The following is a 25253-nucleotide window of genomic DNA, read 5'->3' as shown; positions in this document are numbered from 1 at the left end:
CCCCCGCACGGAGGCCCGGCGCGGTGCGCCGATTCAGTGCCGGCCGCGCCCCAGCGCGCTGGCCGGCAGCGCCACAAGCATGAGCAGTGCCGACAGCACCAGCGCCCCGCCCAGCACATACAGGCTGGCGGTGAAGCCGCCGGTGAGCGTCTTGAGCCAGCCGACCATCATCGGCGCCACCAGCCCCGCGCTGCCGCCGATGGTGCTGATGAGCGCGATGCCAGCCGCCGCCGCGCTCTTCGACATGAAGTTGCCCGGCACCGCCCACAGCACGGTGAAAGCCGCCGAGATGCCCATGGCCGCCAGCGCGAGGCACAGCACGGCGGCGATGGCGTCGTGCATGAAGAGCGTGGTGAGCGCCAGCCCGGCCGCGCCCACGACCGCGCTGAGCGCGAAGTGCCAGCGGCGCTCCTTGCGGCGGTCCGAATGCCGGCCCACGACGATGTTCGCTGCGATGCCCGCCACCGCCGGTATCACCGAGTAGAAGCCGATCTGCAGCACGCTCAGCCCCATCGACTTCAGGATCGTCGGCTGCCAGAACGACAGCGCGTAGATGCCCAGGATGATCAGGAAGGACATGAAGCCGATCAGCCAGACCCGCCCGTCGCGCATCGCCGCGCCGAAGGTGTGGCGCTCGCCGGCACCGTGCGCGGCCTGGTCCTCGGCCAGCAGGCGGGCCACGCGCTGCTTCTCGGCGGCGCTGAGCCAGGCCGCCTGCGCCGGGCTGTTCGACAGCAAGCCGAAAGCCGCGATGCCCAGCAGAACGCTCGGCAGCCCTTCGAGCAGGAAGAGCCACTGCCAGCCGCGCAGCGACAGCACGCCGTCGAGATACGTCATCGTCAGCCCCGCGATCGGCCCGGCCACGATGGGCGCCGCGCCGAAGGCCATGAAGAAGAGCGCCGTGGCCTGCGCGCGGCGGTGCGAGGGGAACCACAGCGTCAGGTAGAACAGCACGCCCGGCGCGAAGCCGGCCTCGAACACGCCGATGAGGAAGCGCAGCACGTAGAACTGCGCGGGCGTGGTCGCGAACATCATCGCGGCCGAGGCCAGCCCCCACAGGCCCATGATGCGCAGCAGCGTCGCGCGCACGCCGATCTTCGCGAGCATCAGGTTGCTCGGAATCTCGAACACCGCGTAGCCGATGAAGAAGATGCCCGCGCCCAGGCCGAACACCGCGTCGCTGAAGCCGAGCTGCTCCTTCATCTGCAGCTGCGCATAGCCCACGTTGGTGCGGTCCAGGTAGTTCAGCACGTAGCAGGCGCACAGCAGCGGCATCAGGCGCCAGGTGATCTTGCGGAAGAGGGCGGCGTCCTCGCGCGCGGTGGCGCCCGGGGAGGTGCTTGCCTGCGCCCCGGCCAGGGTGGCTGCGTTCATCGTCTGTCTCCTCGTTGTCGTTGTCGTTGTCGTTGTCGTTGTTGGGTCAGGCCGTCACCGGCGTTCCGAAGCTGGTCTCGCCCCAGAGAAAGCTGGCCGGTGCGCCCGGAAAGAGCCAGTGCGGCGTGCATTCGGCCGACGGCACCACGTTGCTGAAGCCGTGCGAGGAAGATGTGCCCGCGAGCGTCTTCTCCAGCACCATCGACAGGTACTGGTCGTTGCTGCTCTCCTGCGTGTTGCCGTTGAGGATCACCTCCGCACCGGTGGCCTGCGCGTAGCGGCGGATGCCGTTGTGCCGCGACTGCAGCGGTGCCCAGCTGTCGGCCGACACACCGTTCTCGCTGCTCACCCGCAGGCCGTCGGCGGCGCGGTAGACCAGCGAATGGTTGCCCTCGGTGTGGCCCGGCGTGTGCACCAGCGCCAGCCCGCGTCCGAGCTGGATGCTGCCGTCGAAGGCCACGATGCGATCGGCCGGGATGCCGTCGAGCCCGTGCGGGCAGTACCACTCGGCCTGCACCGGCATGAGGCCCTGCACGTTCGCGAGTTCCTGTAGGTGCACCAGCAGCTTCGCGTTCGGCAGCAGGCCCGGCGTGCCGTCGTTGCCCAGCCAGCGGCGCACGTCCTGCGTGTGCAGGTGGTCGTAGGTGATGTAGTCGACCTGCTCCGGCGCCACGCCGCAGCTCGCCAGCGCCTGCGGCACGGTCTGGTAGACCGGCGCGATGGCCTTGTGCAGGAACTTCGGCGTCTGCGCGGCCAGGCGCTTGAAGTAGGGCGTCTCGTTGCCGGCCTCGAAGTCGGCCGGCGTGAACAGCAGGGTGCGCAGCCGGCCCTCGAAGTCGTCGTACTGGACGAGCACCGTGCGCGCCAGCAGGTGAACCATGTGCGGCTTGAGCAACTGCTGCGAATACACGCCGGTGAAGGCGAACCAGGCTGGGTAGGGAATGCGCAGCAGGTCGAAGCTGCGTGCGTAGCGCACCGGCGGTGCGTCGAGCAGGCGCTCGCGCAGGCCCTCGGCGGCGCGGCGGACGGCGCGCAGGCGGTCCTGGGGCATGGCGGCGTCGCGCGCGCCGTCGAAATCCGCGAGCTGCGCGAGGCCGGAGGGTTCGGGGTCTCGGATCATGGGGGCTCCTTGTCTGCCTCGAAGGAAGCGAAATGGATGGGCGGGCGCTCAGTACATCGAGCGCCCGCCCGAGATGTCGAACACCGCGCCGGTGCTGAAGGAACAGTCGTCCGACGCGAGCCACGCGGCCATGGCCGCCACCTCGTCGACCTCGACGAAGCGCGCCATCGGAACGCGCGAGAGCAGGGCGGTGCGAAGCTGCTCGCGGTGCTCCGCGGGCACGGCCGCGAACACGTCGGTGTCGGCCGCCGAGGGCGTGATGCAGTTCACCAGCACGCCGGACGAGGCCATCTCCTTGCCCAGCGACTTGGTGAGTGCGATGAGCCCGGCCTTCGAGGCGGAGTAGGCGGCGTTGAAGCCGTTGCCCTCCTTGCCCGCGACCGAGGCGATGTTGACGATGCGGCCGCGGCGCCGGGCGAGCATCGTTGGCGCCACCGCTCGGCAGCACAGCCATGCGCCCGTCAGGTTGACGTCCAGCACGTTGCGCCATTGCGCGGGCGTGTGCTCCCAGGCCGGCACGGTCGGGCCGAGCACGCCCGCGTTGTTGACGAGGATGTCGGTGCCGCCGAAGCGCTCGTTCGACTGCGAGGCCGCGTGTGCGATCTGCTCTTCGTCGCGCACGTCGACCACAGCCGATGTGGCGGTTCCGAGCGGTTCGAGCTTGCGCAAGGCATCCGCCAGCGCCGATGCGTCGATATCCCACAGCGCGACGCTCGCACCCGCCGCCATGAGCCGCCGCGCGATCGCCAGCCCGATGCCGCGCGCCCCGCCGGTCACGATGGCGTGCCGGCCCGCGAGCGCATCGCCGCGCAGCGCGCTCATGCCGAGGCCGTCTCGGGTGCGCGTGCGGCGGCGGGCTGGCCCAGCAGGCCGCCCACCAGCGCGCCGACGTGCCCGGCCGGCACGCCCGCCAGCAGCTGCCGCAGCATCGTCAGCGTGTCGAAGTACACGCGCTCGCACACCAGCCGGTCGCCCTCGAAGATGAAGAAGGCGTTCATGCGGCAGCGGAAGCTGTTGCCCGTGGGCGGCAGGCCCTTCAGCGGGCCCTTGTGGGTGCCCAGCAGCCAGAACTCGACGACCACCGAATCGTCGGCGTGGCGCAGCTTGATGATCTCGTGGCGCTGGTCGGGAAATGCGCGGCGCGTGTCGATGTAGTACTGGCGCACCTCGGCGATGCCGTCGTGCACCTCGCCGCTGGGAACCAGCTCGTAGTGGGGGTGCGGGAAGGTGCCGAGCACCGCGTCGAAGTCCTGCCGGGTCTCGTCGGCGAAGTGGTCGAGCACGAGGCGCTCGCGGCGGGCCTGGAGTGCCGTGCGTGTGGTGTTGTCGTCGTTCATCGGGGTGTGCTCCATGTGACAGGAAAGCTGCTGACATCGGGTTGGCGCGAATGCGCCTGCCCGGGCTCGCTGCGTACTATCGGCACGCCCCTGAAACAAGACTGTCCGGTGTTGGCAATCGCCGCTACGGACAAACCCGCGATGCCACGCACGCCCCCTTCATCGACCGGCACGGCGCCGGACTCTGCACAGCCATCGCCGGTGCACAACGGCGACATGCGGCTGGCCGAGGACGTGCAGCGGCGCCTGCTCGAAGTGGCGCACCGGCGCACGCTGGCGCGCGGCGAGTCGCTCTTCCACAAGGGCTCGTCGCCCGATGCGCTCTTCGGCGTGGTTTCAGGATCGCTGCGCGTGAGCGTGGTGGCGCCGGGCGGGCGCGAGGCCGTCATCGCGATGCTCGAACCCGGCCACTGGTTCGGCGAGGTTTCGCTCCTGGTGGGGCGCGAGCGCGTCTACGACACCTGCGCGGTCGACACCACCGAGATGGCGGTGGTCGCGGCGGCCGATTTCCACCGGCTTGTGGCCGAGCATCCTGACGTGCACATGGCCTTCACCCGGCTGGTGTGCCTGCGGCTGCGCCAGGCGCTGGCGTGGATCGACGACGTGATCCTGATGCCGCTGCCGGTGCGGCTCGCGCACCGGCTGCTCACGCTGGACGCGCGCGCCGAGGGCACGGGCGAGGGTGGCGGCACGATGCTGGGCGTGTCGCAGGAAGACCTGTCGTTCATGCTCGGCGTGTCGCGCCAGAGCGTGAACCGGCAGCTCAAGCTCTGGGAGGAAGACGGCACGCTGCGCGTGCGCTACCGCGCCATCGAGCTGCTGGACCGCGCGCGGCTCGAGCGGCACGCGGCCACGCCGCCCTGAGCCGCGCCGGTCGGGTCAGTCCATCCGCGCGCCGGAGGCCTTCACCGCCTTCTCCCAGCGCGGCGTTTCCGTCGCGAGGAAGCGCGCGAAGTCGTCGCTGCCCAGGAAGGCCGGGTCGGCGCCCTGGCTCACCATGCGCTCGCGCACCTCGGGGTTGTTGAGCACCTGCTTGAAGGCGTCGCTGAGCTTCGCGACCACGTCCTTGGGCGTGTCCTTCGGCGCGAGGAAGCCGTAGAAGCCCACCACCTCGAAGCCCTTGACGCCCGATTCGATGACGGTCGGGATGTCGGGCAGGGCGGGGTTGCGCTCGCGGCTGGTCACGGCCAGGGCACGCACCTTGCCCTGCTTGTGATAGTTGGCCGCCTGCGGGATCGACTCGGCCATGAACTGCACCTGCCCGCCCATCAGGTCGGTGAAGGCCGGCGCGCTGCCGCGGTAGGGGATGTGAACCATGAAGATGCCGGTGGCGGTCTTGAACATCTCCGGCACCAGGTGGCTGATGCCGCCGTTGCCGGCCGAGCCGTAGTTGACCTGGCCGGGCCGCGCCTTGGCGTAGTCGATGAACTGTTTCAGGTTCTGCACCGGCAGCTTGGGCGTGACCAGCAGCGCCAGCGGCTGCATCGCGGTGCGCGCGATGGGCACGAAGTCGCGCTGCGTGTTGTAGGGCAGCTTGCTGTAGAGCGCGCCGTTGATCACCGCCACTCCGGTGTTGGCCAGCATCAGCGTGTAGCCGTCGGCCGGGCTCTTGGCGACTGCGTCGGCGCCCACCGAGCCGCCCGCGCCGGGCTTGTAGTCGACGATCAGCGGCTGGCCCAGCACGGCCTGCAGCTTGTCGGTCAGCAGGCGCGCATGCTGGTCGAGCGGGCCGCCGGCCGGGAAGCCGATGACGATCTTGATCGGCTTGTCGGGAAAGGCGGCCGTTGCCGCCGTGGCGCCGAGGCCGAGGGAAATGGCCGCGAGCGCGGCGCGAAAGGGCTTGTTCATGATCCGTCTCCTGTTCTTGTGAGGAGACGATCATAGGCAGCCCGCTCAGCCGGCCAGCGTCGCCTTCAGCGTGATCTCGGGCACGCTTGCCAGCGCCTTCGACAGCGGGCAGCCGGCCTTGGCGGCGGCCGCGATCTCCTGGAACTTCGCCTCGTCGAGGTTGGGCACGCTGGCGTCGAGTTCGAGCTGGATGCGGTCGATCTTGAAGCCCGCGCCATCCTTGGCCAGGCGCACGGCGGCCCGGGTGTCGATCTTCGTGGCCGTCAGGCCTTCTCGTTCCAGCGCGAACGCGAAAGCCATCGTCAGGCAGGCAGCATGGGCCGCGCCGACGATCTCCTCGGGGTTGGTGCCGCGCTTGTCGTCCTCGAAGCGGCTGGCGAAGCCGTAGGGGTAGTCCTTCAGGGCGCCGGTCTCGGTGCTAATCAGGCCCTTGCCGGTCTTGCCGGCGCCTTCCCAGTGAACGCTCGCGTGCTTGTCTGCTGCCATGTCGACTCCTTCATTGCGGTGACGGGTTGCGGGTCAGCAGGTATCGCCGAAGCGGGGGCGCTTGTCTGTAGTCGCACATCGCGTCGCATGCCGCGTCAGAAAAATGGGCGTCGCCAAGGTGACGCCCCGGGGGCTTCCCCGATGGGAGCGGCGGGCGCGGCGGCTTAGGCTGGCGCAAAGCTGCTTTCCCTTCCTTCCCTCTTTCCTCCTTCCGCCCGTTTCAACCATGGAACAACGCCCGCACCACAAGTTCTGGCCCAAGCGCCTGCCGCATTCGATCACCGTCCCCGCCACCTCGCTCTGGCACAACCTGGCCACCTCGGCCGCGCGCTACCCCGACAAGCCCGCGCTGGTGTTCTTCGGCCGGGTGACCAGCTACCGCGACTTCGCCGCGCAGGCCGAGAAGCTGGCCGGCACGCTGCACGCGCTGGGCGTGAAGCGCGGCGACCGCGTGATCCTGGACATGCAGAACTGCCCGCAGCTGGTGATCGCGCATTTCGCGATCCTGCGCGCCAACGCGGTGGTGGTGCCGGTCAACCCGATGAACCGGGCCGAGGAGCTCAAGCACTACATCACCGACCCGGACGCCAGGGTGGCCATCATCACCGGCGACCTGGCGCCCGAGCTGGCCAAGGCCAGCAACGCGCTGCCACCCGGGCAGCGGCTGGACCACATGATCGTGACCCAGTTCACCGACGCCTTCGATGCCGATGCCTCGGGCGACGACGCCCCGGCGCCCGCCTGGAAGGAATGGCTCACCACCCGCCATCCGCTGCCCGCTCTGGAAGGCGGCAAGGTCATCGCCTGGACGGACGCGCTCGAAGCCGGCCACACGCCGCCCGAGCACGTCGTGGGCGCCAACGACATGGCGCTGCTGCCCTACACCAGCGGCACCACCGGCCTGCCCAAGGGCTGCGTCCACCACCACTCGAGCCTGATGCACAACGCCTTCGCGGGCCTGATGTGGGGCGGCTCGACCTCCGAGACGGTGGTGCTGGCCGTGGTGCCCATGTTCCACATCACCGGCGTGGTGAGCATGATGCACACGGCCATCCTCGCGGCGGCCACGCTGATCATCATGCCGCGCTGGGACCGCGACGTGGCCGGCCGGCTCATCTCGCGCTGGAAGGTGACCGCGTGGACCAACATCCCGACCATGGTCATCGACCTGATGGCCAGCCCCAACTTCGCGAACTACGACCTGTCGAGCATGACCTACATCGGCGGCGGCGGCGCCGCCATGCCGCAGGCAGTGGCGCAGCGCCTGTTCGAGCAGTACGGCCTGAAGTACCAGGAGGGCTACGGCCTCACCGAGACCGCCGCGCCCTCGCACACCAACCCGTCGGACCACCCCAAGCAGCAGTGCCTGGGCATCCCTTTCATGAGCACCGACGCCCGCGTGGTCGACCCCGACACGCTGAAGGAAATGCCCATCGGCGAATCGGGCGAAATCATCATCCACGGGCCAGAGGTGTTCCAGGGCTACTGGAAGCGCCCCGATGCCACTGCGGCAGCTTTCGTCGAATTCGAGGGCAAGCGCTTCTTCCGCTCGGGCGACATGGGCCGCATGGACGAGGACGGCTACTTCTTCATCACCGACCGCCTGAAACGCATGATCAACGCGAGCGGCTTCAAGGTGTGGCCGGCCGAGGTCGAGCTGCTGATGTTCCGCCACCCGGCCATCCAGGAAGCCTGCGTGATCTCGACCAGGGACGACTACCGCGGCGAATCCGTCAAGGCCGTGGTGGTGCTGCGCCCCACCCACAAGGACACCACCGAGCAGCAGATCATCGACTGGTGCCGCGAGAACATGGCCGTCTACAAGATCCCGCGCAAGGTGCAGTTCGTCGACGCGCTGCCCAAGAGCGGGAGCGGGAAGGTGATGTGGCGGCTGCTGCAGGAGGATGAGAACGCGGGGAAGTGAGCTGGCGCGGCAAGGCAATCCGGAACGAGGCTACTGCCGCTCCTTGATCCAGTTCAGCATTTCGAGCACTCCAAGGGCCTTTCCTGGTATCAGATGCATCTGGGAGCGTGCCTCGAAGCGTGTACGGTCCTCGGCCGTGATGTTGGCTGCAATCCAGGCTTCCAGCAGCGCCTGAATGGCGCGCTCGCGCTCATCGCCGCGCACCACGTTCCTGGCGTAGGGAATGCCGAAGCAATTGCAGGCTGCGAACATCGGTTGCCTGGCAAGCTCCACGTCAAGGCTTCCGTGCCGGCCTGCAAAGAATCGCTTGCCATTGGCGCCTTGCAACTCCACGGCCATCGACCCGCCATCCGCGAGAAACGAGACCTCGCCGATGGACACAGGCTGGGTGAGTTCGCCGGGCTCCACGAAGCAGAGCCGCAGCGAGGCAAGGACCAGAACCGCAAGCGAGGCCAGGAAAATCACGGCATACCCCAATGCCTTCATTTGCGCCCCATCGACTTCAACAGCCTCCCGGCCTCCTTTTTCCCATCCGGCGAGACTGACGCCGCCAGCGTCGCCTTCGTCAGGTAGTCGACGACCTTGCGGTGGTTCCTGTGCGGGCCTTCCCAGAGGAAGAGGCGGCCCAGTTCCAGTGCCGCGTCGCCGTCGCCCTGGGCGTAGGCGCGCTCGAACCAGAAGCGGGCCCAGCGGAAGTTGCCTTCGTCGCGGTAGCAGATGGCCAGGTTGGCGCAGCCCGCAATGTCGCCTGCCTTGGCCGCCTTGCGATACCAGAGTCGGGCGGCGGCGCTGTCCTGCTTCACGCCGATGCCGTGGTCGAGGAAGTAGCCGACGCTGTTGAGCGCGTGCGTCTCGCCGGCTGCAGCGGCCTTGAGGAACAGCGACAGCGCCTTCTTGTGCGCGCCGGCGTCCCATGCGTCGTTGGCCGCGAAAAACCAGTCGTCCCGGGTGGGTTCCTGCATGTGCGGGTCTCCTTCGAAGCGCCGTTCAGGGAAGAACGCAAGAAAGAAAAAAACTGTGTCCCGATCTTTTCCGGCGTGCGCATCACTTAGCCTCGACCGGACCGGCCATTCTGCCAATCTCCTGGTCCTTCCGGCTTTTTCATGCACTTTCGCGCGCTGCCTTCCAGTCTTCTTGCTCTCGCTCTTCTTGCCTTTCCCCTTCTTTCCCAGGCCGCGCCGCGCAACTGCCTCGTCGTAGGCATCAGCGACGGCGACACGCTCACCGCGCGCTGCGGGCGCATCGGCGCCTACGAGCGCGTGAAGGTGCGCATCGCAGCCATCGACGCGCCCGAGAAGGCTCAGCCCTACGGCCAGCGCAGCAGGCAGGCGCTCGGCGGCATCTGCTTCGGCGAGCAGGCGCTCATCACCGAGGTCGATACCGACCGCTACGGCCGCACCGTGGCCGACGTGAGCTGCAACGGCGAGGACGCCGGCAGCCGCATGGTCTCCGAGGGCTGGGCCTGGGTGTACGACTACAACCGCCTCGCCACCAAGCGCGGCGGCGGCTTGTTCAAGCTGCAGGAACGCGCTCAGGCGCGCCGCGCCGGCCTCTGGGCCGACCCGAAGCCGACGCCGCCATGGGAATGGCGCAAGCACCAGCGCGACGAACAGGCACGGCCGCACTGGGGCGGCGGCCATTGGGGCAGCCTTTTCTGAGCCTGCCGGTGCCTGGAGCCCAGGTTGCCAATGTCACGGCAAATTCACGGGATCTCCGGAGCATGGCGGGTTCCCACAATCCCCCGCGACAACAACATGGCCAAAGACTTCGCCCGCATGGAGGACTCCAATCCCTCCGCCAACCCCACGATCCATGAAGTTTCCGACCCGGCCCGGCGTGTGTTCGTGCGCGGCGGCATGGCGGCGGCGGTGGCCGGGCTCTTCGGCCCGCTGGCGGCCGGCACTCTGGCCGGATGCGCCACCCCCGGCACCACCGGAGGAAGCGGCAACGTGAGCGGCCTGGGCCGCTCCATCGGCTTCAAGAGCGTGCCCATGGCAGCCGTCGACACCGTGGTCGTGCCCGAGGGCTACAGCACCCAGGTTCTCTATCGCTGGGGCGACCCGACCGGCATCGCGGGCGCCATGCCCGCCTTCAAGACCGACGGCTCCAACACCGCCGAAGAGCAGGCGCTGCAAGCCGGCATGCATCACGACGGCATGGCCTTCTTCCCGATCGAAGGCTCCAACCGCGGACTGCTGGTGCTGAACCACGAATACGTCGACGATGGCCTGCTTCACCCCGACGGCATGAAGACCTGGACGCCCGAGAAGGTGCGCAAGTCGATGAACGCGCACGGCGTGTCGGTCATCGAGTTGCAGCGCGACGGCGCCGGCAAGTGGACCCAACTCGCGCCCTCGCGCTTCGCGCGCCGCATCACCGCGCTCACCCCGATGACGCTCACCGGTCCCGCCGCCGGCCACGCGATGCTGCGCACCGCCGCCGACCCCTTGGGCACGCAGGTGCTGGGCACCTTCAACAATTGCTCCAACGGCCACACGCCGTGGGGTACCTACCTCACCTGCGAAGAGAACTTCGCCGACTACTTCGAGGGCACCGATACGCCCGACGCCCACCAGAAGCGCTGGGGCATCAAGAAGGGCAACGGCGCCAAGTACCGCTGGCACGAGCACGAGGCGCGCTTCGACGTGTCGAAGCACCCCAACGAGTCGAACCGCTACGGCTGGGTGGTCGAGATCGACCCGCAGGACCCCGCCTCCACGCCGCGCAAGCGCACCGCGATGGGCCGCGCCGCGCACGAGGGCGCAGCCACCGCGCTCACCAACGACGGCCGCGCAGTCGTCTACATGGGCGAGGACTCGCGCTTCGAATACATCTACAAGTTCGTGAGCCGCGACGCGGTCAAGCCCGGCGGCGCGGCCGCCAACCGCGACCTGCTCGACCACGGCACGCTGTATGTGGCCCGCTTCGACGTGGATGGCACCGGCGAATGGCTGCCGCTCACGCAAGGCAAGGGCGGCCTCGTGGCCGAGAAGGGCTTCACGACCCAGGGCGACGTGCTCATCAAGGCGCGCCAGGCCAGCGACCTGCTGGGCGCCACGAAGATGGACCGCCCCGAGTGGACCACGGTGGACCCGCTGACCAAGGAGATCTACTGCACGCTCACCAACAACAGCAACCGCGGCGCCGCCGGCCAGCCCTTCATGGACGCGGCCAACCCGCGCTCCAACAACACGATGGGGCAGATCATCCGCTGGAAGGAAAGCGGCGACCTCGACGCCACCAAGTTCACGTGGAACCACCTCGTGCTCGCGGGCGATCCGAAGCAGACGCGCTACGAGGCGCAAGGCAACATCAGGGGCGACACCTTCGGCAGCCCCGACGGCCTGATGGTCGACGCGCGCGGCGTGCTGTGGATCGAGACCGACGTGTCGACCTCCACGCTGGGCAAGGGCGAATACGCCAACCTGCCCAACAACCAGATGCTGGCCTGCGACCCGAGCAAGGGCGAGATCCGCCGCTTCCTGCTCGGCCCGGCCGGCTGCGAGATCACCGGCCTCACTGCCACGCCCGACCTGCGCACGCTGTTCATCAACATCCAGCATCCGGGCGAACCGGCCAACGAGCGCAGCGACCCCGACCGCCCGCTCGCCGTGTCGAAGTGGCCCGACGGCGCGGGCCGGCCGCGCTCGGCGACCATCGCCATCACCAAAAACGACGGCGGCGTGATCGGGACTTGAGGCTTGGGGGGCAGGGCGCTGCTAGCAGCTGCCCCAGCAACGCAGCCCCGGCACGAACAGGCCCGCGACGAAGCTGACGGCGCAGAACACCAGCAGGATCAGCGCCGCCATCTTCAGCCCCTCGGCGCTCCAGCGCGGCGCGAAGTTGCTGAAGAAAAAGCCCGAGGCGAAGGTGCCTTCGAGCCGCTCGGCGCCGCCCCAGCGCAGCACCCAGAGGCAGAACAGCGTTTCGGCCGCATGCGCCGCGATCCAGATGAAGAGCGAGAGCATGTAACTGGTTTTCAGGATTCGCTTTTGCCTTGAACGTCGGCCACCACGCGCGCGTTGCGCTGGAAGCTCCAGTAAGCGCTGGCCCAATCCATCATCACGACCACGCGGTTGCGAAAGCCGATCAGGAAGTAGGCGTGCGCGAACAGCCAGAACAGCCATGCGAGCCGGCCGCTGAAGCGCAGCGGGCCGAAAGGCGTGCCCAGGTCGACCACCGCCGAGTTGCGGCCGATGGTCGCAAGGTTGCCGTAGTCGGCATAGCGGAACGGCACCGTCGGCTGGCCCGCGATGCGGCGCAGGATGTTGGCGGCCGCCGCGCGCCCCGCCTGCTTGGCGCCGGGCGACACGCCGGGCACCGGCCTGGGCGGCTTGCCGGGCGCGTGGCTCATGGCGGCGGCGAGGTCGCCGACCACGCTGATCTCGGGGTGGCCCGCGAGGCTCAGGTCGGGCTCGACCTTGATGCGGCCCGCGCGGTCGCATTCGACGCCCGTGGCCGCGCCGAGCATGCGGCCCAGCGGCGAAGCCGCCACGCCGGCCGCCCACACCACGCAGCTGCTATCGATTCGGTAGCTGTCGACCGGAGCACCGTCCGCGCCGCCGCCAGTCTGCACTTCGAGCCCGGTGGTGTCGATGGCGGTCACCCGCGCGTTCAGCCGCACTTCGACGCCCAGCTTCTGCAACTGCTCCAGCGCCTTCTGGCTCAGCGACTCGGGCATGGCCTGCAGCACGCGCGGGCCGCCTTCGACCAGCAGCACCTGCGCGCTGGCCGGATCGATGTGGCGGAACTCGCCCGAGAGCGTGTGCTTGGCGATCTCGGCCAGCGTGCCCGCCATCTCGACGCCCGTGGGGCCGGCGCCGATCACCACGAAGGTGAGCAGGGCGCGACGGCGTTCCAGGTCGGCGGTGATCTCGGCGGTCTCGAAGGACAGCAGCACGCGGCGGCGGATCTCGAAGGCATCGGCCAGCGTCTTCAGCCCGGGCGCCACGGTGGACCACTCGTCGTGCCCGAAGTAGCTGTGCGTGGCGCCGGCGGCGACGATCAGGTGGTCGTACGGCACGCGGTCGCCGTTGGCCAGCTGCACCGACCGCGAGGCCGGATCGATGCCGCTCACCTCGCCCAGCAGCGTCGTGATGTTCTGCTGCTTGCGGAACAGCCCGCGCACCGGCGCCGCGATGGACGGCGCGGCCAGCCCGGCGGTCGCCACCTGGTACAGCAGCGGCTGGAACAGGTGGTGGTTGGTCTTGTCGATCACCGTCACGTCGACATTGGCGTTCTGCAGCTTGCGCGCCGCTTCGAGTCCGCCGAATCCGCAGCCGACGATGACGACTTTGGGCCTGCCCGATGGGTTGGTCGTTTGCATGCGTCGGATGATACGCAGCCCTCCTGCACGCCCCGGCGTCTTGTGCCACAGTGGCTCCCCCTTGTGCTCTTTGCCGAAGTCGCGGCGGCAGGCCTGCGGCGTTTTGTCCTACGTGCCGCCGCGACCCGGATGGGCTACAACTTGCGGCTGACCCGACTGGAGACTCCATGACGCTTTCCCGGCCGACCACTCAGGCGGCGGGCGCCCTGCGCGACAGGTTTCGCGAAGTGCGCGCAGCCAGCCTGACGCTTGCCGCCCCGCTGTCCGCCGAAGACCAGTGCATCCAGTCGATGCCCGATGCCAGCCCCACCAAGTGGCACCTGGCGCACACCACCTGGTTCTTCGAAAGCGTGCTGCTGCAGCCGCACGCCAGCGGCTACCAGCCCTTCGACGCGCGCTTTCTCTATCTCTTCAACTCGTACTACGAGGCGCTCGGCCCACGCCATCCGCGCCCGCAGCGCGGCCTGCTCACGCGGCCGTCGCTGGACGAGGTGCACGAGTACCGCCGCCATGTCGACGAGGCCGTGGTGGCGCTGCTGGAAGAGGGCGGGCCCGACTGGAGCGTGATCGAGCCCATCGTCACGCTGGGCCTGCACCACGAGCAGCAGCACCAGGAGCTGCTTCTCACCGACATCCTGCATGCGTTCTCCTGCAACCCGATGCTGCCCGCCTACAGGCCCGCCGGCGGCCCCGCGCTGCGCCTTGCCGCGGTGCCGCCCGCGATGCGCTGGATCGAGCAGCACGGTGGCGTGGCCGAGGTGGGGCACGACGGCACCGGCTTCTCCTTCGACAACGAAACGCCGCGCCACCGTGCGCTGCTGCAGCCTTATGCCATTGCCGACCGACTGGTGAGCTGCGGCGACTTCGCCCAGTTCATCGCCGACGGCGGCTACCAGCGGCCCGACCTGTGGCTGTCCGACGGCTGGGCCGCGGTGCAGGCCAATGGCTGGCGGCATCCGGCCTACTGGCTGGCGCAGGACGATCCGAGGCTGCGTTTCGCCGGTGCCGCCACGGCTCAGGCCGGAGGTGGCTGGCATGTGTTCGGCCTGCACGGCGTGCGGCCGATGGAGGCCGACGCGCCGGTGTCGCAGCTCAGCTTTTATGAAGCCGCCGCCTACGCCGAATGGGCCGGCGCGCGGCTGCCGACCGAGTTCGAATGGGAGGCGGCGCACGATGCGCCCGGCATCTCGCAGATGACCGGACATGTCTGGCAATGGACGCGGTCGTCGTACGACCCGTATCCCGGCTTCAGGCCACTGCCGGGCATCGCCGCCGAATACAACGGCAAGTTCATGGTGGGGCAACTGGTGCTGCGCGGCGGCAGCGTCGCCACGCCGGCCGGGCATGCGCGGCCCAGCTATCGCAACTTCTTCCCGCCGGCGGCGCGCTGGCAGTTCACGGGGCTGCGGCTCGCGAAAGACCTTTGATCATGCGCAATCCAACTTCCTCGTCCTCGCTGTCATCCTTCGTGCCCGCGAAGGCGCGGCAGAAGCCGGCAGCTTCGTCTTCGTCGCGGGCCGACGCAACTGCAGCGCCGCTGTCGGAGTTCGGCCGCGAGATGCAGGCGGGACTGGCGCGTTCGCCGCGCAGCATCTCGCCGAAGTTCTTCTACGACGCGGCAGGCTCGCAGCTGTTCGACCGCATCTGTGAACTGCCCGAGTACTACCCGACGCGTACGGAGCTGCGCATTCTTGGCGAATGCGCTGGCGAGATTGCGGGGCAGATCGGGCCGAATGCGGAGATCGTCGAGTTCGGGGCGGGGTCGCTGACCAAGGTTCGGCTGCTGCTCGATGCGCTGGAGACGCCCAAGCGGTATCTGCCTATCGACATCTCGGGGGAGTATCTGGAGGCTGCCGCGCAGCGGCTGAAGGCGGACTATCCGGAGCTGGTGGTGCAGCCTATCGCGGCCGACTACACGATGCCGCTGGTGCTGCCTGCGCCCATGGCTGGTTCAGGTCGACGGGTTGGATTCTTTCCCGGGTCGACGATCGGAAACTTCGAGCCCGACGAGGCGCTGGCTTTTCTGCAACTGGCTGCGCGAATGTTGCGTGGAGGCGGGCTGCTGATCGGGGTGGATCTGGTGAAGGATCCGGGGCGGTTGCATGCGGCTTACAACGATGCGCAGGGGGTTACGGGGGAGTTCAACCTGAATTTGTTGCGTCGGGCCAATGCTGAGTTGGATGCCGACTTCGACCTCGATGGGTTCTCGCATGCGGCGTTCTACAACGCGCCTCGGCAGCGGATCGAGATGCATCTTGTGAGCCGGCGGGCTCAGAGTGTTTCTTTGAATGGGCAGGTGTTCGGGTTTGAGGAAGGCGAGACTATTCATACGGAGTACTCGCATAAGTTCACTGTTGAGGGGCTTCGGGCGTTGGCTATTAGGGCTGGGTTTCGGCCTGGGGCGGTTTGGACTGATCCTGAGAGGCTGTTCAGCGTGCACTGGTTGGCTGCTTGAGTCCTTTGGTTGCTTGTTTCCCGGGGCCGGGTCTCGGCCCGGCGGCCGACCTACTTTCTTTTGCTTCGCCAAAAGAAAGTAGGCAAAGAAAAGGCGACCCCACTGTCTGCGACCCCTTCGCTGCGCTACGGGGCAACCTGCGGTGCTCGCGTTTCGCGGGGTCTCGCAGAACTCGCTTCGCTCAGACAGCTGCGAGCCCTGATCCGCGAAACGCTGCGCTCCTCGGCGCAGCCAGAGGGGAGGGGAAACCGCTCGGGCCTTTGCTTCGCTCGGCCCCCAAGGCACGGCAGGCGCTTCGCACCTGCCGTGCTTGGAATGAGACGACGGGCTTGTTGGGGTTGCGTGCGCTGTTGGCGCCGCCGGAATCGGTTCTGACATTGGATCCCTGGCCGAGCGAAGCGAAGGCCAGTCCAAGGCTGTTCAGAAGCCGAGCGCAGCGATGGCGCGTGGAGATCCCTTCTGGCTGCGCCGAGGAGCGCAGACGTAGGAGGGATAAGGGCCGCAGCTGTCTGAGCGCAACGCAGTGGAGCGAGTTCTGCGGACCCCCTCCTACGTCGAGCACCGCAGGTTGCCCGTAGCGAAGCGAAGGGACGCAGACAGTAGGGTCGCCTTTCTTTTGCCTACGTTTCTTTGGCGAAGCAAAGAAAAGTAGGTCGGCCGCCGGGCCGAGACCCGGCCCCGGAAAACAAACCCTCAAACAGGGTAGATACAGGTACCCCAAAAAAGCCCACCCCCCAGCAGCGGCACAATAACCCCCGCAGCGGCAGCCAGCCGCCCTGGAGACCCCAAAAATCATGAAAGCAACCTGGAACGGCGTAACCATCGCCGAAAGCGACGACACAGTCCTCGTCGAAGGCAACCACTATTTCCCGATGAGCTCGCTCAACCGCGACTTCGTCACCTTCAGCAATCACAAGACCACCTGCCCCTGGAAGGGCACAGCGAACTACTACTCGCTGCTGGTCAACGGCGAGCTCAACACCGACGCCGCCTGGTACTACGCCGACCCGAAGCCCGAAGCCGAAGAGATCCGCGACCGCGTCGCGTTCTGGAAGGACGTGAAGGTCAGCGCGCAGTGACCACCGCCGCCTTCACTCCCCCGTTCATCTCGCCGGCCGAGCTGCCCGCCGCGCTGCGCGATCAAGGCTATGCCGTGCTGAGCCCCCAAGGCGTAGCCGAATGGCTCGGTCTCCCGGTCGCGCAGCTCGAAGCGCTGCATGCCGACTGGAACGATCTTCCGCCCGACGACTACCTGAAGGACGGCGGCCGCTATCGCACGCGACGCCATGCCTGCTTCACCGTCGAAGCCGACGAGCAGGCCACGCTCGCGCAGGTGCCGCATCGCGCGCACTGGCAGCCGGTGGAATACAACGCGCTGCATGGCGGCATGCAGCGCTGGTTTGCGCCGATGCTCGACGCCACCATCGCGCAGCCGGTGTGGCAGCGGCTGCTGCAGCAGCTCGGGAAGGCCAGCAGCGAGATGCGCGGTGCGGCGCAGCGCTGGTACGTGGAAGCGCACCAGTTCCGCATCGACACCGCGGGCGGCATCGGTCGCCCCACGCCCGAGGGCGCGCACCGCGATGGCGTGGATCTGGTGGCTGTCGCGCTCGTGGGGCGGCACGGCATCAAGGGCGGAGAGACACGCGTGTTCGAGGCCAACGGAAGGCGTGGCGAGCGCTTCACGATGACCGAGCCGTGGACGCTTCTGCTGCTCGACGATGCGCGCGTGATCCACGAGTCGACGCCGATCCAGCCGCTCGAAGAGGGCGGCGAGGGCTGGCGCGACACGCTGGTGATCACCTGCCGGGCCGAGGGTTTCCAGGGGGACTGAAGCTGGGCGATCTCGGGGCTTGCCCTTGCTGGCACGAGTCCTACAGCCTGCTCCGCGCAACAACGGTTAAATTCGGGTCCCCGGTCCGGTATGGGCCGAGTCTGTCTGCGAACGAAAGCGAGGTCCCGCCATGTTCAATCACATCCTGGTTCCGATCGACGGCTCCGAAACTTCCATGCTCGCCGTCAGCAAGGCCAGCGGCCTCGCGCTGGCCTTCGGTAGCCGCATCACGCTGATCCACGTGATCGACAACTACCCCTTCATCGGCGTGGGCGCGGACTATGCGCTCGGCCAGAACGAATACCTCGCGGCGGCCACTGCCAGTGCCAATGCCGCCCTCGCACGCGGCGTGGCGGCGCTCGCGGCGGAAGGCCTTCACAGCGACCAGCGCGTGATCGACGGCCACGTGGTGCACGAAGGCATCGTCGACACGGCCATCGCCATCGCGGCAGACCTGATCGTGATGGGCTCGCACGGCCGCAGCGGCATCGAGAAACTGCTGCTGGGCAGCGTGACGCAGCGGGTGCTCCAGGACGCGAACATGCCTGTGCTGGTGGTGAAGGGCGGCTGAGGAAGGGCCCAGCCCGTCACGTCCAATCAGGCGGCCGGTTGAAGAAAAGGCTCTGCTGCGTCACCGGGTGCACGAACCCAAGTTCGCTCGCATGCAGCAGCAGGCGCGCCGCACGCGCCTGCAGTGCGGCGTCGCCGTACAGCGCATCTCCCAGGATCGGATGTCCGATCGACAGCAGATGCACGCGCAGCTGATGCGAACGGCCCGTCAGGGGCTCCAGCAGCACATGTGTGGCGGCGGGCTCGCCGGGCAGCACTGACAGCGCCTTCCATCGCGTGAGGCTGGGCTTGCCCTCCGGATCGATCTTCTGCAGCGGGCGGCGCGGCCAGTCGGCCATCAGCGGCGCGTCGATCAGCGACCACTCCTGGCGCAGCGGCATCGCGCCATCGACGATGGCTTCATAGCGCTTGTGCACCTCGCGGTCGGCGAAGGCCGCGCTCAGCGCGCGCTGCATCTCGATGCCGCGCGCCATCAGCACCAGGCCGCTGGTGGCCATGTCGAGCCGGTGCACGATCAGCGCATCGGGCCACTGCCGCATGGCGCGGGCGCTCAGGCAGTCCTGCTTGTCCTCGCCGCGGCCGGGCACACAGAGCAGGCCCGCAGGCTTGTCGAGCACCAGCAGGTACGGGTCTTCGTGAACGGGTTGCAGTGGCGGCGGGGCGGTCATGGAAGCCGCAGAGTGTAGACAGCGGGGCGCCGGGCCCCTTGCCCAGGCTCACGCCCCGCTCATCCGGCCTCGGCTATCCTCGGACGAATGTCCGGCCCCGCCCAAGCCTCCGCTTCCTCTTCCCCCGACGCCCAAGCCACATCGACGGCCGCAGCGGTTTCCCCCCCCAGCTTCTCCGACCTGACGCGCGAGCGCCCCTTCATGCAGATGTGGACGGCGCGCCTCTTCGGCACGGCCGCCTCGCAGATGTTGCTGGTGGCCATCGGCTGGCACATGTACGAGCTCACCGGCAGCGCCTGGGACCTGGGCCTGGTCGGCCTCTACCAGTTCGTGCCCGCGCTGCTGCTGGCGCTGCTGGCCGGGCACATCGTCGACCGTCACCATCGCGGGCGCATCGTGGCGGCCTGCTTCGCGGTGCAGGGGCTGGTGGCACTGGTGCTGCTGCTGGCGGTGCTCGAGAAGCACGACACGCGCGGCCTGCTGCTGGGCCTTTCTCTGGTGCTGGGCGCGGTGCGGGCCTTCCAGATGCCGGCGCAGCAGGCGCTGACGCCGCTGCTGGTGCCGCCGACCATGCTGTCTCGCGCGATGGCCTTCAGCTCGGCGGGCATGCAGGGCGCGATCATCGGGGGGCCTGCCCTTGGCGGCCTGCTGTTCGTGGCGGGCATGGCGGTGGTGTATGGCGCCAGCGTGGCCTTCTTCGGTGTCGCCTGCGCGCTGGTGCTGCGTCTGCGTTATGCCTACACGCCGGCCGCGCGCGAGCCGGTGACGCTGTCCACGGTGTTCGCGGGCGTCGATTTCATCTGGAAGCGCAAGCCCGTGCTCGGCGCCGTCTCGCTCGACCTGTTCGCGGTGCTGCTGGGCGGCGCGGTGGCGCTGCTGCCGATCTATGCCAAGGACATCCTGCACACCGGTCCCTGGGGCCTGGGCCTGCTGCGCAGCGCACCGGCGGTGGGCGCGCTGGTGATGTCCATCGCGCTCACGCGCCGGCCGGTGGAGCGCCACATCGGGCGCACGCTGCTGCTGGCCATCGGGCTCTTCGGGCTGTGCATGGTGGTGTTCGGCATTTCGAAGAGCTTCGTCGTCTCGCTGATCGCGCTGGCGGTCTCGGGCGGCGCAGACATGGTCAACGTGGTGATCCGCCAGACACTGGTGCAGCTGGAAACGCCCGACGCCATGCGCGGGCGGGTGAGCGCGGTCAACTCGATCTTCATCGGCGCGAGCAACCAGCTCGGCGAGTTCGAGTCGGGCGCCACGGCGGCGCTGCTGGGGCCGGTCGGCTCGGTGGTGGTGGGCGGCGTGGGCACCATGCTGGTCGCGCTGACCTGGTTCAAGCTGTTTCCGTCGCTGGCGCAGCGCGACCGGCTGGTGGTGGCGGCGCCTTCGGTCAGGCCGCCGGCCGCCTAGTCGGCAAACAGGGAGCGCGCGCCCGGCACTTCGAGCGTGACGTCGCCCAGCGCCTGTGCCACGCAGGGCAGGATCCAGCCCTCGGCCTTTTCTTCGGCGCTCAGGCCGGGCCATTCGATGATGTGGCGGGTTTCGCCCGCGAGCCGCAGGCAGATGCAGGTGCGGCAGGTGCCGTTGCGGCACGAGCTCGGCAGCTCGATGCCGGCGGCCTCGGCGGCCTTCAACAAGGTGGTTTCGGCGTCGGTCTCGAAGTCGAGGCCCGAAGGCTCGATCCGGACCTTCATGGTTGCTGTTGCTGTTGCTGCTCGCGGCGTTGCTCGCGCAGCATGAAGAGATACAGGCTCTCGACCTTCTCGCGCGCCCACGGCGTCTTGCGCAGGAACTTGAGGCTGGAACTCACGCTCGGGTCGAGCGTGAAGCAGCGGATGGGAACGAGCTCGCTCAGGCGCTCCCACCCGTAGTGGCCGGCCAGCGCCGTGACGATGGCCTCCAGAGTGACACCGTGCAGCGGATTGCGCGGCTGGGGCCTGGGGGCGGGCGCTGGCGCTTCGCTCATCACTTGTTCTTGAGCTTGCCGCGGGGGATCACTTCGGTCGTGATGGTGCGGACCGGCTCGATGCCGCCAGTGCTCACAGGCTTGGGCGGCGAGGTGTCCTTCTTCGGCTTCTTCGCTTCCTTGTTGCTGCGTTGCTGACCCTTGGCCATGTCGGTTTCTCCTGTAGTTGCGACGTATGCGGCCAGCAGTTTAGCGGTGCGGCGACAATAGCCGGTTCCATCCGATTTCCCGCATCCATGTCAGATTACGAAGTTCGCCCCGCGACCCTGCGCGACGCCAAGGCCGTCGCAGAAATCCACGCACTCTCCGTCAAGGCCGCCTACGAAGGCATCCTTCCCGAGGAAGAACTGCGCGCGCTGGCCCCGGCCTCGCGCGAAGCCAAGTGGCGCGAGGCCATCGAATACAGCGAACCCCAGGTGCACGTGGTGGTGCAAGGCAGCGAGGTCGTCGGCTTCGTGGGCTTCGACCGCTCGCGCGACCCCAAGACGCCGCCGACCACCGGCGAGATCTGGGCCATCTACGTCAAGCCCGAGCACTGGGGCAAGGGCGCCGGCGTGGCCCTGTGGGACGCCGCCCGCGAAGGCCTGGAGGAAGAGGGCTGCACCACGGTCACCATCTGGGTGCCCATTCGCAACGACCGCGCCATGCGCTTCCACGAGCTCGCGGGCTTCAAGCGCGAGATGAAGACCGCCAAGACCACCGCCATCGGCACCGTGCGCATCGAGGAAATCCGCCTCAAGCGCAACGTGGCCTGAGCCGGCGACCGCCACATGGACGCCGCCGGCAGCAGTTCTTCCTCCCTCGGCCATGCCGCGCGCGTGCGCTCGCACCAGCGCCGCACGGCCGCCGTGCAGTGGATCCGCCGCACCCACGGCTGGTTCGGCCTGTGGGGCGCGGTGCTGGGGCTGCTGTTCGGCTTCAGCGGCATCTGGCTCAACCACCGCAACGTGCTGAAGCTGCCGCAGGCCCAGGAGCGCAGCCGCGCCCAGCTGGCGCTGCCCGACCCGGTGCCGGAAACGCCCGAGGCCATGAGCCGCTGGCTGCAGGAGGCGCTGCGCATGAGCGGCCCGCCGAACTCCAGCCGCATCGAGGCTGCCAAGCCCGTCGCATGGGCCGACAAGAGCGACAAGACGGCTCCCGCGCTGACGCAGCCGGCGCACTGGATCTTCAACTTCGGTGGCCCCAACGAGATCGTCCAGGCCGAATACTGGCAGGGCAACCGCTCGGTCGGCGTGACCACCACGCGCAACGGCTTCGTCGCCACGCTCACCAACATGCACAAGGGCGGCGCCATGCCGCTGCCCTGGATCCTGCTGGTCGATACGCTGGCCGGCAGCCTGATCTTCCTGTCGATCTCGGGCGTGGTGCTGTGGATGCTCACGCACCGGCGCCGCCGCGTCGGCCTGGCGCTCTTCGGCGCCTCGCTGGCGGCCATGCTGGCCATTGCGCTGAGCGCACTCTGAGGGCCCGGGAGGCGCCGGCGTACGGGTATTGCGGGGGCGCAACCCGGCTGCGGATAAGCTCGCCGCTTCCTTTTCAGCCCGAATCCTGCCCATGGCCTCCAGCCTGCTCCTGCTGCTCGACGACATCGCGACCGTTCTCGACGACGTATCGGTCCTCACCAAAGTAGCCGCCAAGAAGACGGCCGGCGTCCTGGGCGACGACCTCGCGCTCAACGCGCAGCAGGTCACCGGAGTGAAGGCCGAGCGCGAGATCCCGGTGGTGTGGGCCGTGTGCAAGGGCTCCTTCGTCAACAAGGCCATCCTCGTGCCGGCCGCCCTGGCTATCGGCACCTGGCTGCCCTGGCTGGTGACGCCGCTGCTGATGATCGGCGGCGCTTTCCTCTGCTTCGAAGGCGCGGAAAAACTGGCGCACAAGTTCCTGCACAAGGACGAACACGACACCGACACGCAGCGCCACGAGAAGGCCATGGCCGATGCCTCGATCGACGTGGTCGCGATGGAAAAGGACAAGATCAAGGGCGCGGTGCGCACCGACTTCATCCTCTCTGCGGAAATCATCGCCATCACGCTGGGCACCGTGCAGGGCCAGCCCTTCACCACCCAGCTGAGCGTGCTGGCGGGCATCGCGCTCATCATGACCATCGGCGTCTACGGCCTGGTGGCCGGCATCGTGAAACTGGACGACGCGGGCCTCTACCTGAGCCAGCGCGCGAGCGCGGGCGCCCAGGCCCTGGGCCGGGGCATCCTGGCGGCGGCGCCGTGGCTCATGAAGGCGCTGTCGGTGGCCGGCACGGCCGCGATGTTCCTCGTGGGCGGCGGCATCCTGGTGCACGGCGTACCGGCGCTGGGCCATGCAGTCGAAGACTGGGCCAAGGCCACCGGCGGCGTGTTCGGCACGCTGGGCTCCATGGGCGTGAATGCCGGCGTGGGCCTGGTGGCCGGCGCCATCGTGCTGGGCGCGGTGGAGTTGGTCGGCAAGATGCGCGGCAAGATGGCCTGACGCGGTCCGGCTGCCGGTTGTTGGTGTGAGGGGCTGTTGAGCTTCGGCGGATGGCCGCTGCTGCACCGAGGGGCATTCTGTGGCCTTCGCCAACTGCGTATTGCAGGCGCGTTGCGCCTCATCTGACCTGTTCCGAGTCTTGCAGATGCGGCTGCGGGCCCATTCGCAAAACTAGCGGGGCCTGACCCGGAGCCCGCGCTACCTACTTCGTGAGCGCGAAGAACTGCGGCCCGTTGGCTCCGGCTGGTCGCGCGGTTTGCAGAGCGAGCGCGCCGGTGGTCCGGTCGATCGTGAAGATCGAGATCGTGTTGTCGCCTTGGTTCGCCGTGTAGGCGAACCGGCCTGTGCGATCCACGGTCACGGAGTTGGGCGTGTTGCCTCCGACGGAGAACGGTTGGCCCGGTACCGCTGTCAGCGCGCCGGTTCGTGGATTGATGGCGTAGGCCGAGACGTCGTGGGAGTTCCGGTTCGCAACGTACACGAAGCGTCCGGTCGGATCGATGGCCATGCCGAAGGGCGTGTTGCCGGAGGGCACCGAGCCGATCGAAGTCAACGCGCCCGTGGTCTGGTCGATGGAATAAGCGAGCAGGGTGCCGGGGTTGTTGCCGGTGCTCACGTAGGCGAAACGCCCGCTGGGCTCGGCCGCGACGTCGACGAAGCCGCCGACCGGCAACGCGACCGGCACGGGTGGCGAGATCGGAACGCCGGTGCCCTGGTCCAGGCGGAACACCTCGACGGACGCACCGTTGGGCACGAACGCGAATCGCCCGTCGGGATCGAAACCCAGCTTGCGGCTGTTGCCGCCGGCCACGGCCACGGCCGTGCTGCCGTCGAGGTCGCCGGTGGTCGCGTCGATATTGAGCCGATGGATCTGCCCGTCGCCGATCACGTAGGCAAAACGTCCCTTGGGTTCGACGCCGACAAAAACCGGGCTCGTGCCGACGCCGGTGGTGATATTGAGGTCTTGCGACAGCGTGCCGGCGGGATCGATGGTGTATTGGGTGACGCCTTGGGTACCGACGTAGATGCTGGCGTAGAGCTTTTTCCCCGAGGGATGCGCTGTCACGTGCTGGGGGGTGCCTGCCAGGGAGTACGCAGCGGGAGTGGCTGCCGACAAACTGCCATCCGCAGAAACGGTGTATGCAGTCAGATTATTCGATCGCTCGTTGGCCGCAAAGCCGAAACGATCGGCTCCGGCCTCCGAGCAATTGACCCTCACCGAGTTCACTGCCGCCCCCGCCACCGTCCCGAAGGCCTGTTTCGCAACGCAGACCTGCAGCGCCGTGGGCTGCGTCTTCACGGTCACGCCGTAGTCGGCACGGTCGTCCAGCGAAGTGGCGAAGCTGAAGCTGCCATCGGCGCCTATGGCCAGGTCGTCGCCCGCGTTGTTCTGCAGCACGAGCCCGCTGCCTGCCAGGCCAGTGACGGTGCCGCCGACGGCGAACTTCGGCGCGCCCGGGGGCGGTGCAGGAGGAGGCGGTGCGTCGCCTCCGCCGCCGTTGGCCGCAGGAAATGGCGTGAAGGAGAAGCCGCCGCCTCCGCCCCCGCCGCACGATGCAAGCATCAAGGGCACGGCGATGGCCAGGGCGAGGCTCAGGCGGGTGCGAGGGGGCAGCGGCGGCATTTTTTTCTTTGGGAAACAAATGTGGCCGCGATGTTATCGGGACACGCTTCCATTTGCACGCCCCGCGACTGGCCGCCTACCTCGCGGCGACTCGTCCGACGGCGCACGTTCCTTCCGCAGCGCGTCGAGCGGCTTGCGCCGTCCGCATGCCCGATGGCCGTGCCTATGAACAGCATCCGCTGCCGCGCCGGATGTCAGCAGGCCATACCGGCTGACGGCAACCAGTCCGGGGCTGCCGTCCGTCGCCTGGCGTGGAACGACCGCTTG

28 protein-coding genes are annotated in these 25253 nt (G+C 68.4%); 13 read left to right on the top strand and 15 right to left on the bottom strand.

Going from position 1 to position 25253, the window contains the following annotated elements:
- Positions 1 to 33 precede the first annotated feature (33 nt).
- From ACAM57_RS21280 to ACAM57_RS21265, 4 genes are read right to left on the bottom strand one after another with little or no spacing between them, the layout of a single operon-like run.
- The gene (locus ACAM57_RS21280) at positions 34 to 1374 is read right to left on the bottom strand and encodes an MFS transporter (protein ID WP_369658813.1); all 1341 of its coding nucleotides are present in this window, start codon (positions 1372 to 1374) and stop codon (positions 34 to 36) included.
- Positions 1375 to 1420: 46 nt separating this feature from the next.
- Complete coding sequence (locus tag ACAM57_RS21275; protein WP_369658812.1) at positions 1421 to 2494, bottom strand: hypothetical protein; 1074 nt, start codon at positions 2492 to 2494, stop codon at positions 1421 to 1423.
- 48 nt (positions 2495 to 2542) lie between these two features.
- On the bottom strand, positions 2543 to 3316 hold the full coding sequence (locus tag ACAM57_RS21270) for an SDR family NAD(P)-dependent oxidoreductase (RefSeq protein WP_369658811.1): 774 nt from the start codon (positions 3314 to 3316) through the stop codon (positions 2543 to 2545).
- Entirely contained in the window at positions 3313 to 3831 is a 519-nt protein-coding gene (locus ACAM57_RS21265) for an ester cyclase (RefSeq protein WP_369658810.1), read from the bottom strand. The genes ACAM57_RS21270 and ACAM57_RS21265 overlap by 4 nt, the downstream gene beginning before the upstream one ends.
- Positions 3832 to 3972: 141 nt before the next feature.
- On the opposite strand from ACAM57_RS21265, the gene ACAM57_RS21260 reads away from it, so the two are divergent.
- Positions 3973 to 4695, top strand: a complete 723-nt coding sequence (locus ACAM57_RS21260; protein ID WP_369658809.1) for a Crp/Fnr family transcriptional regulator — start codon at positions 3973 to 3975, stop codon at positions 4693 to 4695.
- Positions 4696 to 4710: 15 nt separating this feature from the next.
- Here the strand turns inward: ACAM57_RS21260 and ACAM57_RS21255 are convergent, their stop codons facing one another.
- Entirely contained in the window at positions 4711 to 5679 is a 969-nt protein-coding gene (locus tag ACAM57_RS21255) for a tripartite tricarboxylate transporter substrate binding protein (protein ID WP_184636197.1), read from the bottom strand.
- A 45-nt stretch (positions 5680 to 5724) separates the two neighbouring features.
- Positions 5725 to 6165: an OsmC family protein gene (locus ACAM57_RS21250; protein WP_184636200.1), complete on the bottom strand. Its 441-nt coding sequence runs from the start codon at positions 6163 to 6165 to the stop codon at positions 5725 to 5727.
- Between the two features lie 226 nt (positions 6166 to 6391).
- Between ACAM57_RS21250 and ACAM57_RS21245 the strand changes: the two genes are divergently transcribed.
- A complete protein-coding gene (locus ACAM57_RS21245; protein ID WP_369658808.1) occupies positions 6392 to 8089 on the top strand; it encodes a long-chain fatty acid--CoA ligase in 1698 nt (565 codons plus the stop codon).
- A gap of 30 nt (positions 8090 to 8119) precedes the next feature.
- Here the strand turns inward: ACAM57_RS21245 and ACAM57_RS21240 are convergent, their stop codons facing one another.
- On the bottom strand, positions 8120 to 8575 hold the full coding sequence (locus tag ACAM57_RS21240) for a hypothetical protein (RefSeq protein ID WP_369658807.1): 456 nt from the start codon (positions 8573 to 8575) through the stop codon (positions 8120 to 8122).
- On the bottom strand, positions 8572 to 9051 hold the full coding sequence (locus ACAM57_RS21235; protein WP_369658806.1) for a tetratricopeptide repeat protein: 480 nt from the start codon (positions 9049 to 9051) through the stop codon (positions 8572 to 8574). The genes ACAM57_RS21240 and ACAM57_RS21235 overlap by 4 nt, the downstream gene beginning before the upstream one ends.
- A 141-nt stretch (positions 9052 to 9192) precedes the next feature.
- Here ACAM57_RS21235 and ACAM57_RS21230 point away from each other — a divergent pair, with 141 nt between their 5' ends.
- Both ACAM57_RS21230 and ACAM57_RS21225 read left to right on the top strand, forming a co-directional pair.
- Positions 9193 to 9747, top strand: a complete 555-nt coding sequence (locus ACAM57_RS21230; protein ID WP_369658805.1) for a thermonuclease family protein — start codon at positions 9193 to 9195, stop codon at positions 9745 to 9747.
- A 96-nt stretch (positions 9748 to 9843) separates the two neighbouring features.
- A complete protein-coding gene (locus ACAM57_RS21225) occupies positions 9844 to 11787 on the top strand; it encodes a PhoX family phosphatase (RefSeq protein ID WP_369658804.1) in 1944 nt (647 codons plus the stop codon).
- Positions 11788 to 11808: 21 nt separating this feature from the next.
- On the opposite strand, the gene ACAM57_RS21220 is transcribed toward ACAM57_RS21225, so the two are convergent.
- Positions 11809 to 12057 carry a hypothetical protein gene (locus ACAM57_RS21220; protein ID WP_369658803.1) on the bottom strand — a complete coding sequence of 83 codons (249 nt, stop codon included), beginning with the start codon at positions 12055 to 12057 and terminating at the stop codon, positions 11809 to 11811.
- Positions 12058 to 12068: 11 nt separating this feature from the next.
- On the bottom strand, positions 12069 to 13415 hold the full coding sequence (locus tag ACAM57_RS21215) for an NAD(P)/FAD-dependent oxidoreductase (protein ID WP_369658802.1): 1347 nt from the start codon (positions 13413 to 13415) through the stop codon (positions 12069 to 12071).
- 167 nt (positions 13416 to 13582) lie between these two features.
- Here ACAM57_RS21215 and egtB point away from each other — a divergent pair, with 167 nt between their 5' ends.
- The 5 genes from egtB (at position 13583) to ACAM57_RS21190 (ending at position 18272) form a co-directional block, all read left to right on the top strand.
- Positions 13583 to 14842 (top strand): ergothioneine biosynthesis protein EgtB, encoded by a 1260-nt coding sequence (egtB, locus tag ACAM57_RS21210; protein ID WP_369658801.1) that lies wholly within the window; start codon positions 13583 to 13585, stop codon positions 14840 to 14842.
- A 131-nt stretch (positions 14843 to 14973) separates the two neighbouring features.
- Entirely contained in the window at positions 14974 to 15870 is an 897-nt protein-coding gene (egtD, locus tag ACAM57_RS21205; protein ID WP_369662459.1) for an L-histidine N(alpha)-methyltransferase, read from the top strand.
- A gap of 794 nt (positions 15871 to 16664) precedes the next feature.
- Entirely contained in the window at positions 16665 to 16949 is a 285-nt protein-coding gene (locus ACAM57_RS21200; RefSeq protein ID WP_126024165.1) for a DUF427 domain-containing protein, read from the top strand.
- On the top strand, positions 16946 to 17701 hold the full coding sequence (locus ACAM57_RS21195; RefSeq protein WP_184636216.1) for a 2OG-Fe dioxygenase family protein: 756 nt from the start codon (positions 16946 to 16948) through the stop codon (positions 17699 to 17701). The genes ACAM57_RS21200 and ACAM57_RS21195 overlap by 4 nt, the downstream gene beginning before the upstream one ends.
- Positions 17702 to 17831: 130 nt before the next feature.
- Complete coding sequence (locus tag ACAM57_RS21190) at positions 17832 to 18272, top strand: universal stress protein (RefSeq protein ID WP_007833935.1); 441 nt, start codon at positions 17832 to 17834, stop codon at positions 18270 to 18272.
- A 16-nt stretch (positions 18273 to 18288) separates the two neighbouring features.
- On the opposite strand, the gene ACAM57_RS21185 is transcribed toward ACAM57_RS21190, so the two are convergent.
- Positions 18289 to 18939: an RluA family pseudouridine synthase gene (locus tag ACAM57_RS21185; protein ID WP_369658800.1), complete on the bottom strand. Its 651-nt coding sequence runs from the start codon at positions 18937 to 18939 to the stop codon at positions 18289 to 18291.
- Between the two features lie 87 nt (positions 18940 to 19026).
- On the opposite strand from ACAM57_RS21185, the gene ACAM57_RS21180 reads away from it, so the two are divergent.
- Positions 19027 to 20343, top strand: coding sequence for an MFS transporter (locus ACAM57_RS21180; protein ID WP_369658799.1), 1317 nt, complete (start codon positions 19027 to 19029; stop codon positions 20341 to 20343).
- Here ACAM57_RS21180 and ACAM57_RS21175 read toward each other — a convergent pair.
- The 3 genes from ACAM57_RS21175 to ACAM57_RS21165 are packed head-to-tail and all read right to left on the bottom strand — an operon-like array spanning position 20340 to position 21048.
- Complete coding sequence (locus tag ACAM57_RS21175; protein WP_126024168.1) at positions 20340 to 20627, bottom strand: 2Fe-2S iron-sulfur cluster-binding protein; 288 nt, start codon at positions 20625 to 20627, stop codon at positions 20340 to 20342. The two genes, ACAM57_RS21180 and ACAM57_RS21175, sit on opposite strands and share 4 nt — an antisense overlap.
- The gene (locus tag ACAM57_RS21170) at positions 20624 to 20899 is read right to left on the bottom strand and encodes a VF530 family DNA-binding protein (RefSeq protein WP_369658798.1); all 276 of its coding nucleotides are present in this window, start codon (positions 20897 to 20899) and stop codon (positions 20624 to 20626) included. The genes ACAM57_RS21175 and ACAM57_RS21170 overlap by 4 nt, the downstream gene beginning before the upstream one ends.
- Positions 20899 to 21048, bottom strand: a complete 150-nt coding sequence (locus ACAM57_RS21165) for a hypothetical protein (RefSeq protein ID WP_165909684.1) — start codon at positions 21046 to 21048, stop codon at positions 20899 to 20901. Before ACAM57_RS21165 ends, ACAM57_RS21170 begins: the two co-directional genes overlap by 1 nt.
- Positions 21049 to 21135: 87 nt before the next feature.
- Between ACAM57_RS21165 and ACAM57_RS21160 the strand changes: the two genes are divergently transcribed.
- The 3 genes from ACAM57_RS21160 to ACAM57_RS21150 all read left to right on the top strand — a co-directional run bounded on the left by ACAM57_RS21160 (position 21136) and on the right by ACAM57_RS21150 (position 23362).
- On the top strand, positions 21136 to 21654 hold the full coding sequence (locus ACAM57_RS21160; RefSeq protein ID WP_126024170.1) for a GNAT family N-acetyltransferase: 519 nt from the start codon (positions 21136 to 21138) through the stop codon (positions 21652 to 21654).
- Positions 21655 to 21669: 15 nt separating this feature from the next.
- A complete protein-coding gene (locus ACAM57_RS21155) occupies positions 21670 to 22362 on the top strand; it encodes a PepSY-associated TM helix domain-containing protein (RefSeq protein WP_184636220.1) in 693 nt (230 codons plus the stop codon).
- Between the two features lie 91 nt (positions 22363 to 22453).
- Positions 22454 to 23362, top strand: coding sequence for a DUF808 domain-containing protein (locus ACAM57_RS21150; protein ID WP_369658797.1), 909 nt, complete (start codon positions 22454 to 22456; stop codon positions 23360 to 23362).
- Between the two features lie 202 nt (positions 23363 to 23564).
- Here ACAM57_RS21150 and ACAM57_RS21145 read toward each other — a convergent pair whose 3' ends face one another.
- Positions 23565 to 24986 carry a lactonase family protein gene (locus ACAM57_RS21145; protein ID WP_369658796.1) on the bottom strand — a complete coding sequence of 474 codons (1422 nt, stop codon included), beginning with the start codon at positions 24984 to 24986 and terminating at the stop codon, positions 23565 to 23567.
- Between the last annotated feature and the right edge of the window lie 267 nt (positions 24987 to 25253).

This window comes from Variovorax sp. V15 (assembly GCF_041154425.1).
GTDB classification, from domain to species: domain Bacteria; phylum Pseudomonadota; class Gammaproteobacteria; order Burkholderiales; family Burkholderiaceae_C; genus Variovorax; species Variovorax guangxiensis.
This window is presented reverse-complemented; position numbering and strand designations above follow the sequence as displayed.

Coding starts and splice junctions, on each gene's coding strand:
- ACAM57_RS21155 (WP_184636220.1), top strand. CDS start 21,670: ATGGACGCCGCCGGCAGCAGTTCTTCCTCCCTCGGCCATGCCGCGCGC.
- ACAM57_RS21265 (WP_369658810.1), bottom strand. CDS start 3,831: ATGAACGACGACAACACCACACGCACGGCACTCCAGGCCCGCCGCGAG.
- ACAM57_RS21200 (WP_126024165.1), top strand. CDS start 16,665: ATGAAAGCAACCTGGAACGGCGTAACCATCGCCGAAAGCGACGACACA.
- ACAM57_RS21235 (WP_369658806.1), bottom strand. CDS start 9,051: ATGCAGGAACCCACCCGGGACGACTGGTTTTTCGCGGCCAACGACGCA.
- ACAM57_RS21270 (WP_369658811.1), bottom strand. CDS start 3,316: ATGAGCGCGCTGCGCGGCGATGCGCTCGCGGGCCGGCACGCCATCGTG.
- ACAM57_RS21275 (WP_369658812.1), bottom strand. CDS start 2,494: ATGATCCGAGACCCCGAACCCTCCGGCCTCGCGCAGCTCGCGGATTTC.
- ACAM57_RS21190 (WP_007833935.1), top strand. CDS start 17,832: ATGTTCAATCACATCCTGGTTCCGATCGACGGCTCCGAAACTTCCATG.
- ACAM57_RS21175 (WP_126024168.1), bottom strand. CDS start 20,627: ATGAAGGTCCGGATCGAGCCTTCGGGCCTCGACTTCGAGACCGACGCC.
- ACAM57_RS21260 (WP_369658809.1), top strand. CDS start 3,973: ATGCCACGCACGCCCCCTTCATCGACCGGCACGGCGCCGGACTCTGCA.
- ACAM57_RS21245 (WP_369658808.1), top strand. CDS start 6,392: ATGGAACAACGCCCGCACCACAAGTTCTGGCCCAAGCGCCTGCCGCAT.
- ACAM57_RS21225 (WP_369658804.1), top strand. CDS start 9,844: ATGGCCAAAGACTTCGCCCGCATGGAGGACTCCAATCCCTCCGCCAAC.
- ACAM57_RS21250 (WP_184636200.1), bottom strand. CDS start 6,165: ATGGCAGCAGACAAGCACGCGAGCGTTCACTGGGAAGGCGCCGGCAAG.
- ACAM57_RS21145 (WP_369658796.1), bottom strand. CDS start 24,986: ATGCCGCCGCTGCCCCCTCGCACCCGCCTGAGCCTCGCCCTGGCCATC.
- ACAM57_RS21180 (WP_369658799.1), top strand. CDS start 19,027: ATGTCCGGCCCCGCCCAAGCCTCCGCTTCCTCTTCCCCCGACGCCCAA.
- ACAM57_RS21160 (WP_126024170.1), top strand. CDS start 21,136: ATGTCAGATTACGAAGTTCGCCCCGCGACCCTGCGCGACGCCAAGGCC.
- ACAM57_RS21215 (WP_369658802.1), bottom strand. CDS start 13,415: ATGCAAACGACCAACCCATCGGGCAGGCCCAAAGTCGTCATCGTCGGC.
- ACAM57_RS21220 (WP_369658803.1), bottom strand. CDS start 12,057: ATGCTCTCGCTCTTCATCTGGATCGCGGCGCATGCGGCCGAAACGCTG.
- ACAM57_RS21165 (WP_165909684.1), bottom strand. CDS start 21,048: ATGGCCAAGGGTCAGCAACGCAGCAACAAGGAAGCGAAGAAGCCGAAG.
- ACAM57_RS21255 (WP_184636197.1), bottom strand. CDS start 5,679: ATGAACAAGCCCTTTCGCGCCGCGCTCGCGGCCATTTCCCTCGGCCTC.
- egtB (WP_369658801.1), top strand. CDS start 13,583: ATGACGCTTTCCCGGCCGACCACTCAGGCGGCGGGCGCCCTGCGCGAC.
- ACAM57_RS21230 (WP_369658805.1), top strand. CDS start 9,193: ATGCACTTTCGCGCGCTGCCTTCCAGTCTTCTTGCTCTCGCTCTTCTT.
- egtD (WP_369662459.1), top strand. CDS start 14,974: ATGCAGGCGGGACTGGCGCGTTCGCCGCGCAGCATCTCGCCGAAGTTC.
- ACAM57_RS21170 (WP_369658798.1), bottom strand. CDS start 20,899: ATGAGCGAAGCGCCAGCGCCCGCCCCCAGGCCCCAGCCGCGCAATCCG.
- ACAM57_RS21280 (WP_369658813.1), bottom strand. CDS start 1,374: ATGAACGCAGCCACCCTGGCCGGGGCGCAGGCAAGCACCTCCCCGGGC.
- ACAM57_RS21185 (WP_369658800.1), bottom strand. CDS start 18,939: ATGACCGCCCCGCCGCCACTGCAACCCGTTCACGAAGACCCGTACCTG.
- ACAM57_RS21240 (WP_369658807.1), bottom strand. CDS start 8,575: ATGAAGGCATTGGGGTATGCCGTGATTTTCCTGGCCTCGCTTGCGGTT.
- ACAM57_RS21150 (WP_369658797.1), top strand. CDS start 22,454: ATGGCCTCCAGCCTGCTCCTGCTGCTCGACGACATCGCGACCGTTCTC.